Source organism: Alicyclobacillus dauci (genome assembly GCF_026651605.1).
Lineage (GTDB): Bacteria > Bacillota > Bacilli > Alicyclobacillales > Alicyclobacillaceae > Alicyclobacillus > Alicyclobacillus dauci.
Genome location: NZ_CP104064.1, coordinates 1,977,835 through 1,992,333, shown reverse-complemented (window position 1 = coordinate 1,992,333; position 14,499 = coordinate 1,977,835). Strand labels below are relative to the sequence as shown.

The window sequence follows — 14,499 nt, the reverse complement described above, 5'->3', positions numbered from 1 at the left end:
ACAACACCTCAGTCCCTTGCCAGTTCCATGAGCCAGCAGTCGTGATATATTCCTTCGTGCAATTCCCGTTGTGGCAACAACTTTACCTTTTTAAATCCGCACTTTTCGTAGACATGGATGGCTCTAAGATTATCTACACGCGGGTCCATTACTACATAGTCAGCTCCGCGCTGTCGCAGTAGCCAGTCTGAAACCTCACGAACCAGCACTGTTCCAATCCCCTGATTCCATATCTCGGGTTCACCCAGAAATTGATCCATACCGTAAACGCGAAGTTGGTCGGAGTACCCGTACAGCTGTTTATCGACCGTGACAGGATATGCCTGTACATATCCTACTGGAGTACCTTCCCATGAAACTAGACATCCAAGAACACGTGATGCATCCGTCTTAGTCAGAAACCTGGCGCGAATCATGTCCATGTCATGCGGTCTGTCGCGTCCTTCATAAAAGGCGAGAACGCGGGGATCATTTAACCACTTATGAAGGATCGCTCCATCTTGATCCTCAAAGTGGACGAATCGTCAAACTACCTTGTTTGAAATTCAAGCAAACACCTCGTATCGGTTTCCGTGCAACAATTCCAAAAAAGCGAGCCATTTTATGTGTGGAGTATTCTGTTAATCGTTTTTTCTTTCTCGATTTCATCCAGATACTCGAAGAAACCTATCCTGTTTCCCCAAGGATCCGAGAAAGTCCCCCATTTCACGGGCACTTCGCTACGCCCATACACTTCGAAAGGTTCAAGATCCAATTCTTTCACAACCCGATCTCGCTCACTTTCGATGTCACTGACACCTAAGCGCAGGGGACCGCTCCCCTCTGTCGGCGTGCCTTCAGCTACTTGGAGCCAAGTTCCTGGAATCAGTTCCCACTCTGCAAATGCCTCATGGGGTACGAAGTCCGGATCTCGATTAAGCAATTTTGAATACCACTTCAGCCCAATAGGAAACTCTGTAACACGAAATTGCACCGTCACTTCATATGTCGTCATATTCACTCTCCTAACCACTCTACGGATTATTTAAAAATGTCCAAAATAAACTCGGTCATCATCATTTTCGCGCACGGCTGTGAGTAGCAGGTTGCACGTTTCAACCATGCCTAGTTAAACGCGTTACAGATGTACCAATTTTTGCACAAGATATCCAACCAGTTCAACGAGAATGCAATAAGTCAAACTAGGGTGCACGGAGTCGTTTAGGTTGACAAATACCTCATAAGGATGTATATCTCCAGTTAATCGGTTTTTTTCAAACAATTCAATCTTAATTGCATACCGAATTGTCATGACGGAGTGAGTAGATGCGTCTACCCGTGAAGAGATCGAAGGTCGTCGGCTGTGAGCCTTCGTCGGGAAACCGTGTTGAACCGCCTCCCGAACATTCCGTGAAAAGCGGAACGGAACCGGCCGTTACCCAGATTGAGCGGATACGTGTGTGAGATCACCTCTTCGGTCATCTCCTGTGCACGTATCAATGAAGGTGGTACCGCGAAATTCACCCTTTCGTCCTTCGGATGAGGGGGTTTTTGTGTTTTTCAAGTGTGTGTAGTCGTAAGGAGGCAGGAATATGACGGCACAGCGCATCGTGATCAAGGTTGGATCAAGTAGTCTGACCGATGAGGACACTCGTATTTCGGTCAAAAAAATGGACCGTCTGGTGACGCAGATTGCGCAAATGCACCGCGAGACGTCAGGCCAGATCATTCTCGTCTCATCTGGGGCGATTGCAGCGGGCATCGGAAAACTGGGTTGGTCGCACGCGCACTGCACGATGCCGGAGAAACAAGCTGCGGCTGCCGTCGGGCAAGAGGCTCTCATTAGTCTGTATGAACGCCTCTTTGCGCGCGAAGGCATTTCCATTGCCCAAATCCTGCTCACACGCTCTGATGTAGAAGACCGCAGGCGGTTTGTGAACATCCGCAATACCATCAAGACACTTCTCCGCCACGGTATCCTGCCTATCGTGAACGAGAACGACACCGTTGCGGTCGATGAAATTCGTTTCGGTGACAATGACACGCTTGCGAGTCTCGTGGCCCTTACAGCTGAAGCCGATAAACTCATACTGCTCACGGATATCGATGGACTGTATACCGCAAACCCAAAGGAAAATCCGGAAGCTCAGCATATTTCGGACGTCTGGGACATCACCGGCGAGATGGAACGCGCGGCTGGAGGATCGGGGAGCACAGTTGGCACCGGGGGCATGAAAACGAAGATCACCGCCGCGAAGATAGCAGTTCGGGCAGGCATTGACGTCGTCATTGCGTCCAGCCATACGGACAACGTGTTGCGGCGAGTGATGCAAGATGAGCGGATCGGGACGATGTTCCATGCTTCGTCGGACCGGCCTGCGGCCAGGAAGTCGTGGATTGCGTTTGGGACGAGAGCCAGGGGGCGGATCGGGATCGACGACGGTGCCATACGAGCACTGAAACATCATGGCAGCTTGCTCGTTCCAGGGATCACGAAAGTGACCGGAGATTTTTTGGAGGGGTCGACGGTCGAAGTGTCAGATGCCGATGACAGAGTGCTTGGACGGGGCATCGTGAACTTCTCCGCTCGCGACTTAAAACGATTGTTAGCGCGGCGAACAGCCGGCGAATCCATTCACGACGTTCAAGAGATTATCCACCGAAACGACTTGATGATTTTCGAATGAACGAAAATGGTTACAGAAGGGGCGGTATGAACATGAGCGACACCGGTCTACAGAAGCACGTGCTTGATAGGGTATGCCTTGCCAAAGAGGCCTCCCGCTTCTTAGCGGGAATCTCGACCCAGGACAAGAACGAGGCTCTGCAGCGAATGGCCCAGGCGCTTTGGGACAATCGACAGCAAATTCTAGATGCAAATCGAGTGGATATCGAAGATGCGGAAAAGTCCGGCGATCCTGCCAGTCGAATTGATCGACTGTTGTTAGACACACAACGAGTCGAAGCGATGATGAAGGGCCTGTATCAGATCATGGAGTTACCCGACCCTATCGGTGAAACATTGGAGACAGCTGTGCTCCAAAATGAACTTCGTGTGGAAAAGCGGCGAGTACCCCTTGGAGTAATCGCGATGATCTATGAGTCGCGGCCGAATGTGACGGTCGATGCTGTCGGGTTGACGCTCAAGACGGGTAATGCTGTCGTGCTGCGCGGCGGCAAGGAGTCGCTGCGATCCAACCAGGCACTCGTGGATGCTTTGCAACTGGGCCTGCGCAAAAGCCGCGTTCCCGTCGACAGTATCCAGTTCGTGAACCGTGTCGACAGAGAGGCGGTGGACATACTGATCCAAGCCAGGGGACTCGTGGACCTGGCCATTCCTCGGGGAGGAGCCGGCCTGATCGGGCGTGTCATCCAAGGTGCTTGCGTACCGGTCATTGAAACGGGCGTCGGCAACTGCCACATCTATGTCGATGCCGATGCTGACCTTGCTAAGGCGCTCAGCATCATACTCAACGCGAAGACGCAGCGACCATCGGTGTGTAACGCCGCAGAAACGCTACTCGTCCATGAAGCAGTGGCAGACGAGTGGCTGCCCGTTGCCATAAGTAACTTGCTGCAACACGACGTTGAAATTCGTGGCTGCCCGCAAACCGAAGCGCTTGCCAGACAGTCCGGTGCTCCAAACAGGCTTGTCCGGGCGGCATCTGAAGAAGACTGGGCAACTGAATTTCTCGCCCCCATTTTGGCCATCAAGGTGGTCAAGTCGGCGGATGAGGCAATCCGACACATCACGCACTATGGGACCCAGCATTCGGAGGCAATCGTCACCGAAAACGTCGCCGTAGCGGAGGACTTCTTATCGCGGGTGGACGCTGCAGTGGTCTACCATAACGCGTCGACCCGATTCACCGATGGATTTGAGTTCGGATTTGGGGCGGAAATCGGCATCTCTACCCAAAAGCTGCACGCCCGTGGGCCCATGGGGTTGCGTGAACTGACAAGCTATCAATATGTGGTGCGAGGGAATGGACAAGTGCGGCAATAGAGTCCCTTACGACGAAAACCAATGCCCCCATTCCTGGGGGCCCCGAATTTTCCTACATGCCATCGCGTTCGGTCATCCCTTATTCACGCCGATTCAAACACCTGTCGCACTCATACATCGCCCCACTCCCGTAAACCGCGAACTCAGACCCACATTCTACGCATTGTTCCGTTTTTGGGTACGAACTCGTTGACTTTACGGGCCCATAATGGTGTATACCCCACCCATATAATTGCATCGGCTTGTTCTCGTGTTCGGAATGTTCCGATACCCATCCGTAATAGCGGTGACTCATCGAACCATCTCCTCATATGTCCTCAATTTAATTCATACTATGCAAATCTCCGTCTGTTCTTTCTACCTGTTATACAACAATTTATATGTGTCATATCAATAATTCAAGTCAAAATCGCGAAAATTTTTCGTTGTGTTTTATAACAATCGATGTTATATAACAGATAACAATCATATGCTGATTGTGAAACAGCTGAGCTCAATGTTGCCGAGGAGGGTACAGTATGTTGATGTCAGAGCCAAACCAAATTGACCGCGGACGTTCCGTTTCCGTCGCGTCGAAAGTTCTCCAAGAAGTGCCGGTTGGTCCCATCACGGAGGAAGACCTCCGGACGAACGTCAGCCTGGGGATTCAGTACATTGAAGCCTGGTTGCGCGGTTCTGGGGAGGTGCCTATTTTCAATCTCATGGAAGACGCTGCAACGGCGGAGATCTCCCGGGCGCATGTGTGGCAGTGGATTCGTCATGAACGAGGCGTACTCAGCGACGGCCGCAACATTGATTTCGATCTCGTTCGAACAATCATCGACGAAGAGCACTCAAAGTTGCTCGAGACAACCGAACAGAACGCCTCAGATCACGCGTATGAAACGGCAGCGGGGTTACTCTGGGATCTGATTTTGGAGAATGAGTTTGTCGAATTCCTAACGGTCCCCGGCTACAAACTTCTCGTCTGAACGTCCACCCTGAAATGACTAAATATACGGAGAGTGAGAGAATCATGGCGGATCGCGGTCAAGTAGAACAACTGGAATACGAGTGGAAAACAGACTTCCGCTGGAAGGGCATTGAACGCCCGTACAGTGCCAGCGATGTGTTGCGGCTGCGCGGATCGGTACACATTGAACACAGTCTCGCCCGAATGGGTGCAGAACGCTTGTGGCGGCTTCTTCACACAGAGCATCACATAAAAGCCCTCGGAGCGCTCACTGGGAACCAAGCCGTACAACAAGTAAAAGCAGGACTTAAAGCGATTTATCTCAGTGGCTGGCAAGTTGCAGCTGACGCCAACCTGTCTGGCCACATGTATCCCGACCAAAGCCTCTACCCTGCGAACAGCGTGCCGCATGTTGTGAAGCGAATCAACCAAGCCTTGCAGCGGGCGGATCAGATTCACCACATCGAAGGAGTTGACGATACGCATTGGTTTGCACCCATCGTCGCTGATGCAGAAGCCGGTTTTGGCGGACCACTGAACGTCTTTGAATTGATGAAACAGATGATCGAGGCGGGCGCAGCAGGTGTACACTTCGAAGATCAGTTATCCTCCGAGAAGAAATGTGGGCATATGGGTGGCAAGGTCCTCATCCCGACAAGCAATGCGGTGCGCAACCTCGTCGCTGCGCGGTTGGCTGCCGATGTCGTCGGTGTTCCCACGGTCCTTATCGCGCGCACGGACGCAAACGGAGCAAACTTGCTAACAAGCGACGTGGACCCGCGCGACGCAGAATTCATTACGGGTGAACGCACTGTCGAAGGGTTTTTCCGCATTCGCGGCGGACTCGATGCTGCGATTGCGCGCGGTCTTGCATACGCGCCGTACGCAGACCTGATTTGGTGCGAAACATCCGAGCCGAATCTGGAAGAAGCCCGCCGCTTTGCGGAAGCCATTCATTCGCAGTATCCTGGAAAGCTGCTTGCATACAACTGTTCTCCCTCTTTCAACTGGAAGAAGAAACTCGACGATGAGCAAATTGCCCGCTTTCAAGACGAACTCGGCGATATGGGTTACAAGTTCCAATTCGTGACGTTGGCCGGGTTCCACACCCTCAATCACAGCATGTTCACACTTGCTCACGGATATAAACAACGCGGAATGGCGGCCTACTCCGACTTACAACAAGCCGAATTTGCTGACGAAGTTCACGGATATACGGCCACCAAGCACCAGCGTGAAGTGGGCACTGGCTATTTCGATGAAGTTGCTCAAGTCGTTTCGGGTGGATTCTCTTCCACCGTCGCCCTCCTGGGCTCAACGGAAGCCGAACAGTTCGCATAAATACCGACCACATACGGAGGCGAGGCGGGCGAATGCCCCCTCGCCTCTTCCTGCCATACCCGAATCCATCCCAATTCCCCTCGATTTTCCCCATCTTTCTTGTCTCTAAATACAGAAGATTATCGAATTTAGTAATATAATCTAAGCCATGGTGTATACGCCAATGGGTTAGATGGGATACAGCGACTGGAGTGGAATTAAAGTGTCTGACTTTATCACAGACGTACTGGTAGTGGGTTCAGGGGCAGCCGGTCTCATGGCAGCTCGTGCAGCAAGCGACGCGGGCGCTTCCGTTTTAGTCGTTGACAAGAGTGTCGTCGGACGTGGGGGTGCAACGGTCCTTGCACAGATGACTGTGGCTGTGGCACTCGGTGAAGCGGAGGACGACAACCCAAGTATTCATGAAGAAGATACCCTGGTCGGCGGACGCGGTCTATGTGATCCGCAAATCGTCCGGGCCATTGTTGAGCGCGGGCCGGAAGTCATTCTGGAAGTTGAAAAATACGGCGTCAACTGGGCTCGTACCCCCGACGGGCGACGGTCTCAAGTTGTCGCACCCGGACACTCGAGAAGACGCTGTGTCTATGTGGACGTCCTCAACACGGGAGGTGCCACGTCCGCAGGTCTGCGGCGGGCGACATTCCGAGATCCGCAAATTCGTCGTTTGCGAAATGTCATGATCACGCGGCTCGTGAAGGACGATGGCGTGGTAGTGGGAGCGATCGGATTTTCTATCGAGTCGCTCGAACCGATCACGATCGCGGCTTCCAATGTCATCATTGCCACCGGTGGTCTTACGGAAACCTATGCGCGCAATAGTGCGTCCGCCAACATGACGGGCGACGGCTTCGTGCTAGCTGCGGAAGCGGGTGCAGAGCTTCGCGATATGGAACTCGTACAGTTCTTCCCCATTGCACACCTGCATCCGCCCGTGGTCGGGATCGATCCGATCATGTGGGATCCCTTTCGCTACAAACTCGGCGGGCGCTTGCTGAATCGCAACGGTGAAGAATTCATGCTGAAGTACGCAGGTGAAGAGGCTGGCCGATATACTGCCACCAGAGACATGACGACGACAGCCATATTCGAGGAAGTGGCTGCAGGCCGCGGTTCCGATCACGGCGGTGCCTACCTAGACTTCCAAATGGTTCCGGAGACGAAATTGCGAGAAGCGTTCGGTCCCGTCATCGGCATCCTGGAGAACAACGGGATCGACTTGACGAAGCAGATGGTTGAGGTGGCGCCAATGGCACACTTCATGATTGGCGGTATCAAAGTCGATCCGTCGATGAACACGACGATACCCGGTCTCTTGGCCTGTGGAGAAGGCATTTACGGCATGCACGGCGCCAACCGGTTGTCCGGAAATGCCATCACCGAGGCACTGGTCAGCGGCCGAATCGCCGGCGAAACGGCTGCCAAACACCGGAGCAAAGGAAATTCAGACGCAGCAAAGAAAGCTGCCCGTGAAGAGTGGGAAAGATTGCACCATCTATGGCACCCACACGACGTAAAGCAGGACGATGGTTCTGTTGTCGGGTTGAAACAGTCGTTGCAGACGGCGATGTGGGAAAACGCCGGTCCCATTCGCACCGGTCGCAAACTCGACAAGGCCATGGAAGAAATTGCGACTCTCAAGGAACAGTGTGAAAGCTTGTCGTTAGCGGAGGAAACACGCTTTCCATTGCAGTTTGTCGAGAAGGTTGAACTCTACAATATGCTCAAGGTCAGTGAGGCCATCGTCCGGGGAGCCAAGCTCCGCCGTGAATCAAGAGGGTGCCATGTCCGCGAAGACTATCCGGAAACACACGAGCACGCACAAAGTACTCGGTTTCATTACAACTCTGAGACTGGTTGGGAAATCTTATACGACGTATGATAGGAGGTAAGAACAATGGACAAAGTAACGCTCAAAATTACGCGAGGTAACCCGAATGATGGAGAGACCGTGATGGATTACGATGTCCCGTACTCGGAAGGCATGAGCCTGCTGGAAGCCGTCCTTTGGACGCGGGCGCACCATGACCCGAGTCTAGCGGTCCGATATTCCTGCCGATCCGCCAACGCCTGCAAAGAATGTTCAGCCATCATCGACGGCAAACCAGGCTACCTGTGCAATACCAAGGCTCAAAAAGGGGCTCTGGTGAACGTGGCTCCTTTGCGCTCGCGAACATGGATTCGCGATCTCGTCACTGAAATTGATTGAGGTGGTGCAACAAAGTGGAATTGTACCCGCTTGGTGATTCAGCTATCGTCATACGCGTCGGAAACGAGATAAGTCACTTCAATCACCAGACGGTCATGGCATTGGTTTCCTATCTCGAGGACAACCCTTTCCCTGGGATGATTGAATGTGTTCCGTCTTTCACAACGGTCACGGTGTTCTACGATGCGACCCGCACAACATACCCGGAAGTACAGGATTTGTTACATGGCCTGCCAAACCATGCGCTGACCTCAACGACAAGCGATCCGAAAACGGTGGATATCCCAGTCTGCTATGGCGGCTCCTTCGGCCCCGATTTGGAAGCGGTGGCAGCACACAATAACCTGACACCGGATGAAGTCGTCGCCATTCACACTGGAGGCGATTACCTAGTCTACATGATAGGATTCGCACCGGGCTTTCCGTATATCGGAGGCATGAGTGAGAAGATTGCCGCTCCTCGTCTCCCCTCCCCACGTTTGGCTATTCCTGTAGGTTCCGTGGGAATAGCCGGGGAACAAACAGGGGTTTATCCAATTGAAACTCCTGGCGGCTGGCGCCTGATTGGACGTACCCCCCTTGCGCTGTTTCGGCCGAATGAGAATCCCCCCAGCCTTTTGAACGCAGGGGATCACGTCCGATTCTACGCAGTTACCGAAGAGGAATACGAGTCTAAGCTAGAGGAGTTTTCAAGACTGTGATCAAGGTTTTACATCCAGGAATGCTGACGACCATTCAAGATTTAGGAAGATTTGGCTTTCAAAAGTTCGGTGTCATTGTCAGCGGTGCCATGGATCCCTTTGCACTGCGAGTTGCCAATCTCCTCGTGGGAAACAAAGAGAACACCGCGGCCCTTGAAATGACGTTGGCCGGTCCCACACTCCAGTTTAATAAGAATTGCCTGATATCGATTACGGGTTTTGGTATGAACGCCAAAATTAACAATGAGGTGGTACGTCACTGGCGACCCGTGTACGTTCGCGCAGGTAGCGTTTTAGAGTTCACCCCGACCACCGTGGGCTGTCGTGCTTACTTGGCTGTTGAAGGAGGGTTCGCCGTCCCCACTATCATGGGCAGTACGAGTACATATTTGAAGGCCGGGATCGGTGGATATAACGGGCGCGCCATACAGACAGGCGACTACTTGGACATTGGCCAGCAGGCTTCGGCGCCCCTTGTCATCAAAGAAACGCTGGTCAGTCGCTTAAAGGAATCGTCATTTGTCTATCCCAAATGGCATGTCAGTTCCGAATTTTTGCCCAAGTATCAACCGAATCCTGTTCTCCGTGTGGTCAAAGGCAACCAGTTTGAGGATTTCACCGAAGAGTCGCGAACGGCCTTCCTCGAGGGGCGGTTCGAGGTGTCGTCGAGATCGGACCGAATGGGCTATCGACTGTCTGGTCAAGCCCTGCAATTGACAAATCAGGTGGAATTGATCTCCGAGGCCGTGACTAGTGGCACCGTGCAGGTACCGTCCGACGGAAACCCGATTCTTTTGCTCGCGGACAGGCAAACGATAGGCGGATATCCAAAAATCGCGCAGGTCGTACGTGTCGATCTCCCCATCATCGCCCAGGCTCGCCCAGGCGAGAAAGTCGGCTTTGAATTGGTTACGCTGGAACAGGCACAAAAGTGGATTCGTGAAGAGGAACAGAGCATCAAACAATTGAAAACAATTCTCAAGCACTTATCAGAAAGGTAGGTTTTGCTCATGTATCGTCTGGATATCAACTGTGATATGGGGGAAAGTTTTGGTGCGTACACGCTCGGAACGGATACAGAAATTTTAGATATCGTCACCTCCGCCAATGTCGCGTGTGGATTTCACGCTGGTGACCCCGCGACAATGCGCAAAACCGTCGCCATGGCAGTCGAAAAAGGTGTTGCTATTGGTGCCCATCCAGGCCTACCCGATCTCGTTGGCTTTGGCCGCCGAAACATGGATATCAGTGCGCAGGAAGCGTATGACATGGTCGTATATCAAATCGGAGCACTGTACGGGTTCGTCAAATCAGTCGGTGGACAAATGCAGCACGTCAAGGCACATGGAGCCCTTTACAACATGGCTTCCGTCAATTCAACACTTGCCGACGCGATCGCGAAAGCGGTTTATGAGGTTGATCCGTCACTCATTCTCTTTGGTCTATCCGGCGGTGAACTAGTCAAAGCAGGCGATAAAATCGGACTGCGCACGGCAAGTGAAGTATTCGCCGACAGAACCTATCAGCAGGATGGGACGCTCACCCCACGCAAACAGAAGGACGCACTCATTCAAGACAGCAAGGACTCCGTTGCACAGGTCATTCGCATGGTGAAGGAAGGCAAAGTCATGTCGCAGCAAGGTGTCGACGTGCAAATTCGCGCCGACACGGTATGCATTCACGGCGACGGCGCACACGCCTTGGAATTCGCTCGTGAAATCCGCTCGGAACTCACAAAGAGCGGAATCGAAGTCGCTGCAATAGGGCGAAATTAATCCCATACCCTAACGGGATTGTTGAAGCGAAACTTTCTCCCTATTGGATTGTTCTGTTTGCCTAAAAAAGGGTGTCCCGTCTTTTCATTGGGACACCCCCTCCTCGTTTCTTTTGGTCGTATCAGTGCATCAAACCAGGGAGCTGTCCCAACGATTTAATTGCGGCGTACAGCGTAACGAGAAAGGCTAGTACCCCGAACACGTAGAGCCACATGGGATGGCGATACTTCTCCCCATGATTCGCTTGTTCCGGGCAGCGATGAGAATGATCACGAGCGTGAGCGGGAGAATCAGACCATTCAGTGCTCCGACGAGAACCAGCACTTTGGCTGGCTGACCATAGAGATCGAAAACGAGTGTTGAGAAGACGATGAAACCGATGATGGTTGCCCTTTGGTGCTCTTTGAACCAGGGACCAAATCCGTGCAGGAAGGATGCACTGGTATATGCGGCCCCGACGACTGACGTGATCGCGGCGCTCCAAAGAACGATACCGAAGAACTTGTAGCCAACCACGCCAAGCGCAAAGTGGAACGCGGACGCAGGCGGATTGTGACTGTCTAACACGTGCCCAGCGGTGACGACGCCAAGTATGGCGAGGAATAAGAAGACGCGCATGAAACCAGTGATGATGACGCCGCTAAACGACGATTTCGTCACTTCGCCAAGGTGTTCCTCTCCCGAGATACCCGCATCTACTAAGCGGTGGCCGCCCGCGAATGTGATGTAGCCGCCAACGGTACCGCCAACCAACGTGATCATGGGTAGCATCATGGCTCCATAGCTCGCTGGGAGCACACTCGCTACTGCAGCCTTGCCAACAGGCGGGTGGCTGGTAACCATGACGATGATGACCAGGATAATCATGATAATCCCGAGAATTTGAGCAACCCGGTCCATCACACGTCCAGCATTTCGCGACAGAAAGATAAATATAGCGATGAGCGCTGAGACAGAAGCCATGACTTTGGTGTTGAGTCCGAACAGAACATTGAGCCCTAACCCAGCACCGGCCAAGTTGCCAATGTTAAAGGCCAATCCGCCAATGACGATCAAAATGGAAATCAGGACGCCAAGGCCTGGTAGTACTTTGTTGCCGATTTCCTGGCCGCGCAAGCCGGTGTAACCGATGACACGCCATGTGTTCATCTGCGCGCCAATGTCCAGGATAATAGATGCCAGAATGGCAAACGCGAAATTGACGCCGTATTTCTGAGTGAAAACGGCGGTTTGTGTCAAGAATCCCGGACCGATGGCAGACGTGGCCATCAAGAAGGCGGCACCAATCAATGTGGAGACTGCCCCTGCCTTCATCACCGTGGGGCGATTGCTCATCACAGCACCTCTTTTCATTCACTAGTTTTTTGGAATAGAATAGATTATACAGACATTACGGACGACTCGTAAATATCCTGTGTAACTATCACAGTTGTCCGGCATGAAATCATCCCACCGATATTACATAGGAGGACAGCTAGAATGAACGTGGAGAAGATGTCACCTTCAGAAGCACGCGCACTGATTCGCAGCAACGATTGGACCCGTCCAACCGCAGGTATGGCCAGCGGGTTTACACAAGCAAATCTAGCGATCCTAAAAAAGGACTTAGCTTTTGAGTTTCTGTTGTTCTGTCAGCGCAATCCAAAGCCTTGCCCAATCCTTGACGTAACAGAGCCAGGCTCCCCTGTTCCGCGCCTTGTCGCACCCACCGCGGACTTGCGAACCGATATTCCGAAGTACAGGATCTATGAACACGGGGAACTGACGAACGAAGTTGACAACATCACGAAATATTGGAATGACGACATGGTAGCCTTTCTTATAGGGTGCAGTTTTACATTTGAACAGCCTCTCATGAACAACGGTATACCCATCCGTCACATTGAAGAAAATTGCAACGTCCCGATGTATAAAACGAATATCCAAACCGTGAAAGCCGGACGCTTTGAAGGCCCTATGGTGGTCAGTATGAGGCCTGTGGCCCATCGAGATGTCGTTCGGGCAGTGCAAGTCACCTCGCGCTTCCCGTCGGTTCACGGGGCACCCGTTCACATCGGTGATCCATCGGTCATCGGTATCAACGATGTCTCGAAACCGGATTTTGGTGACTCGGTATCCATTCGTGACAATGAGGTCCCAGTTTTTTGGGCCTGCGGCGTCACGCCCCAAGCCATTGCCATGCATGTGAAACCGGACATCATGATCACCCATGCCCCGGGACACATGTTCATCACGGACAAACGAGACGAAGATTACTCAATTCTATAAATGTGCTGGGCGCTACGGCTCCTGCGGAAGCCGAGCGCCCATCTTGTATCCGGGTATAATGGGTACGGACTATAAAAATATTGAAAAGGAACCCAATATGACGCGAAAAATCATCTCACTCTTGTTGATTGCAGGAATCATCGTCATCGCGGTGACGCAAAAAAACTGGTTTACAGAAACCATGAAAAGTGGCGGGGATATCGCCATCGGAATCAGCATTGTATTCATTGCATTACTCGTTTTTATTCCCGTGGTTCCATTTTTCGTGGCTGCAGGACTTGTGGGAAGTGTTTATGGCACCTGGCAAGGGACGGCTATTACCCTAACAGGTGCGATGCTGGGAACCATCGTGATGTTTCTTTTGGTCCGATTCGGATTTTCCTCATGGACGCAGAAAATTATCGACAAGTATCCGAAAGCAAAGCAATTCGAGTCCTATTTTGAACATCACGCATTTGGCACCGTATTTGTCGCGAGGCTGATCCCAATCATACCGACCACGCTCGTCAACGTCCTTTCAGGCCTCAGCAAAATCTCATGGGTTTCATTTTTCTTTGCATCTCTTCTTGGTAAACTGCCCGTAAATATCTTGTACAACTTCGCCGGCAGAGAGATGACCCGTAATAAGCTGGTAGCGATTCTCATTTACGCTGCTTATTACCTGCTCGTACTCGTCCTCACCTACATCTACCTACTAAGAGAGCAGAAACACAAACGAATTGATTGAAACGCCTTCAAACACGACCATCGCTACGGACAGTCCGAATTGCCGCTCATATCCCTCGACAACACAATCCAACAAAACAGGGGTTCGACAGTTGCCCGGGTCCCTGTTCGGATTATGTTAGTGGCACGTTGATATAAACCTTTTCTATTGAATCGTGATCGAATTGCGGTTTCGGGTCATCTTCGAGAACATAAAACGATCCATCTTTCAACTTCACCAAGTGGAATTCGTAGACACTATGTTGTCGGTCCAGCGATCCATTAGGAGCCTGCGACTCCATGTACAACGAATCTAAAGCGACGTCCGTAAACTTTCTTAAGGCCTCTAATCTGTCACTGGCCAGGACTGGTACAAACTCACCAATGTCGGCAATCCTCCCGACATACTCTGTGTACGTCATTGCAGAACCTCATTTGCCGTGATGTAGCGAACCGCACCGCCTTCTGGGACGTTTGATGCCCGGATAGATGATCGTTCGCGAATTGTAGGGTCCCCATGCACGAATGCGATATTCACAATCTGGTTATATGCACAAGTTCATCCA

At 52.1% G+C, this 14,499-nt stretch carries 14 protein-coding genes, 1 pseudogene and 1 other annotated feature; of the genes and pseudogenes, 11 read left to right on the top strand and 4 right to left on the bottom strand.

Annotation, left to right across the window (positions count from 1 at the left end):
- Positions 1-8 precede the first annotated feature (8 nt).
- Together NZD86_RS09965 and NZD86_RS09960 are read right to left on the bottom strand one after the other, a co-directional pair.
- Positions 9-491 (bottom strand): GNAT family N-acetyltransferase, encoded by a 483-nt coding sequence (locus tag NZD86_RS09965; protein ID WP_268046839.1) that lies wholly within the window; start codon positions 489-491, stop codon positions 9-11.
- A 110-nt stretch (positions 492-601) separates the two neighbouring features.
- Positions 602-994, bottom strand: a complete 393-nt coding sequence (locus tag NZD86_RS09960; protein WP_268046362.1) for a VOC family protein — start codon at positions 992-994, stop codon at positions 602-604.
- 286 nt (positions 995-1,280) lie between these two features.
- Positions 1,281-1,518, top strand: a binding site (T-box leader).
- A 53-nt stretch (positions 1,519-1,571) separates the two neighbouring features.
- Between NZD86_RS09960 and proB the strand changes: the two genes are divergently transcribed.
- From proB to NZD86_RS09915, 9 genes are all read left to right on the top strand, one after another.
- Positions 1,572-2,666: a glutamate 5-kinase gene (proB, locus tag NZD86_RS09955; RefSeq protein ID WP_268046361.1), complete on the top strand. Its 1,095-nt coding sequence runs from the start codon at positions 1,572-1,574 to the stop codon at positions 2,664-2,666.
- A gap of 32 nt (positions 2,667-2,698) precedes the next feature.
- Complete coding sequence (locus tag NZD86_RS09950; RefSeq protein WP_407655226.1) at positions 2,699-3,985, top strand: glutamate-5-semialdehyde dehydrogenase; 1,287 nt, start codon at positions 2,699-2,701, stop codon at positions 3,983-3,985.
- Positions 3,986-4,503: 518 nt separating this feature from the next.
- Positions 4,504-4,956 (top strand): aldolase/citrate lyase/malate synthase family protein, encoded by a 453-nt coding sequence (locus NZD86_RS09945; protein WP_268046359.1) that lies wholly within the window; start codon positions 4,504-4,506, stop codon positions 4,954-4,956.
- A gap of 14 nt (positions 4,957-4,970) precedes the next feature.
- Entirely contained in the window at positions 4,971-6,278 is a 1,308-nt protein-coding gene (aceA, locus tag NZD86_RS09940) for an isocitrate lyase (RefSeq protein ID WP_407655225.1), read from the top strand.
- Between the two features lie 202 nt (positions 6,279-6,480).
- Complete coding sequence (locus NZD86_RS09935; RefSeq protein ID WP_268046358.1) at positions 6,481-8,157, top strand: FAD-binding protein; 1,677 nt, start codon at positions 6,481-6,483, stop codon at positions 8,155-8,157.
- 15 nt (positions 8,158-8,172) lie between these two features.
- Positions 8,173-8,484 (top strand): 2Fe-2S iron-sulfur cluster-binding protein, encoded by a 312-nt coding sequence (locus NZD86_RS09930; RefSeq protein WP_268046357.1) that lies wholly within the window; start codon positions 8,173-8,175, stop codon positions 8,482-8,484.
- Positions 8,485-8,498: 14 nt separating this feature from the next.
- Positions 8,499-9,185 (top strand): 5-oxoprolinase subunit PxpB, encoded by a 687-nt coding sequence (gene pxpB, locus NZD86_RS09925; RefSeq protein WP_268046355.1) that lies wholly within the window; start codon positions 8,499-8,501, stop codon positions 9,183-9,185.
- Positions 9,182-10,186 (top strand): 5-oxoprolinase subunit C family protein, encoded by a 1,005-nt coding sequence (locus NZD86_RS09920; RefSeq protein ID WP_326492651.1) that lies wholly within the window; start codon positions 9,182-9,184, stop codon positions 10,184-10,186. The genes pxpB and NZD86_RS09920 overlap by 4 nt, the downstream gene beginning before the upstream one ends.
- Positions 10,187-10,195: 9 nt before the next feature.
- Positions 10,196-10,960, top strand: a complete 765-nt coding sequence (locus tag NZD86_RS09915) for a LamB/YcsF family protein (protein WP_268046354.1) — start codon at positions 10,196-10,198, stop codon at positions 10,958-10,960.
- A gap of 121 nt (positions 10,961-11,081) precedes the next feature.
- Here NZD86_RS09915 and NZD86_RS09910 read toward each other — a convergent pair.
- Positions 11,082-12,295: pseudogene (locus NZD86_RS09910) on the bottom strand (NRAMP family divalent metal transporter).
- A 144-nt stretch (positions 12,296-12,439) separates the two neighbouring features.
- Here NZD86_RS09910 and NZD86_RS09905 point away from each other — a divergent pair.
- Together NZD86_RS09905 and NZD86_RS09900 are read left to right on the top strand one after the other, a co-directional pair.
- A complete protein-coding gene (locus NZD86_RS09905; RefSeq protein WP_268046353.1) occupies positions 12,440-13,228 on the top strand; it encodes a putative hydro-lyase in 789 nt (262 codons plus the stop codon).
- Between the two features lie 97 nt (positions 13,229-13,325).
- Positions 13,326-13,955, top strand: coding sequence for a TVP38/TMEM64 family protein (locus NZD86_RS09900; RefSeq protein WP_268046352.1), 630 nt, complete (start codon positions 13,326-13,328; stop codon positions 13,953-13,955).
- A 112-nt stretch (positions 13,956-14,067) separates the two neighbouring features.
- Here the strand turns inward: NZD86_RS09900 and NZD86_RS09895 are convergent, their stop codons facing one another.
- Positions 14,068-14,355, bottom strand: a complete 288-nt coding sequence (locus NZD86_RS09895) for a hypothetical protein (protein WP_268046351.1) — start codon at positions 14,353-14,355, stop codon at positions 14,068-14,070.
- Positions 14,356-14,499 lie beyond the last annotated feature (144 nt).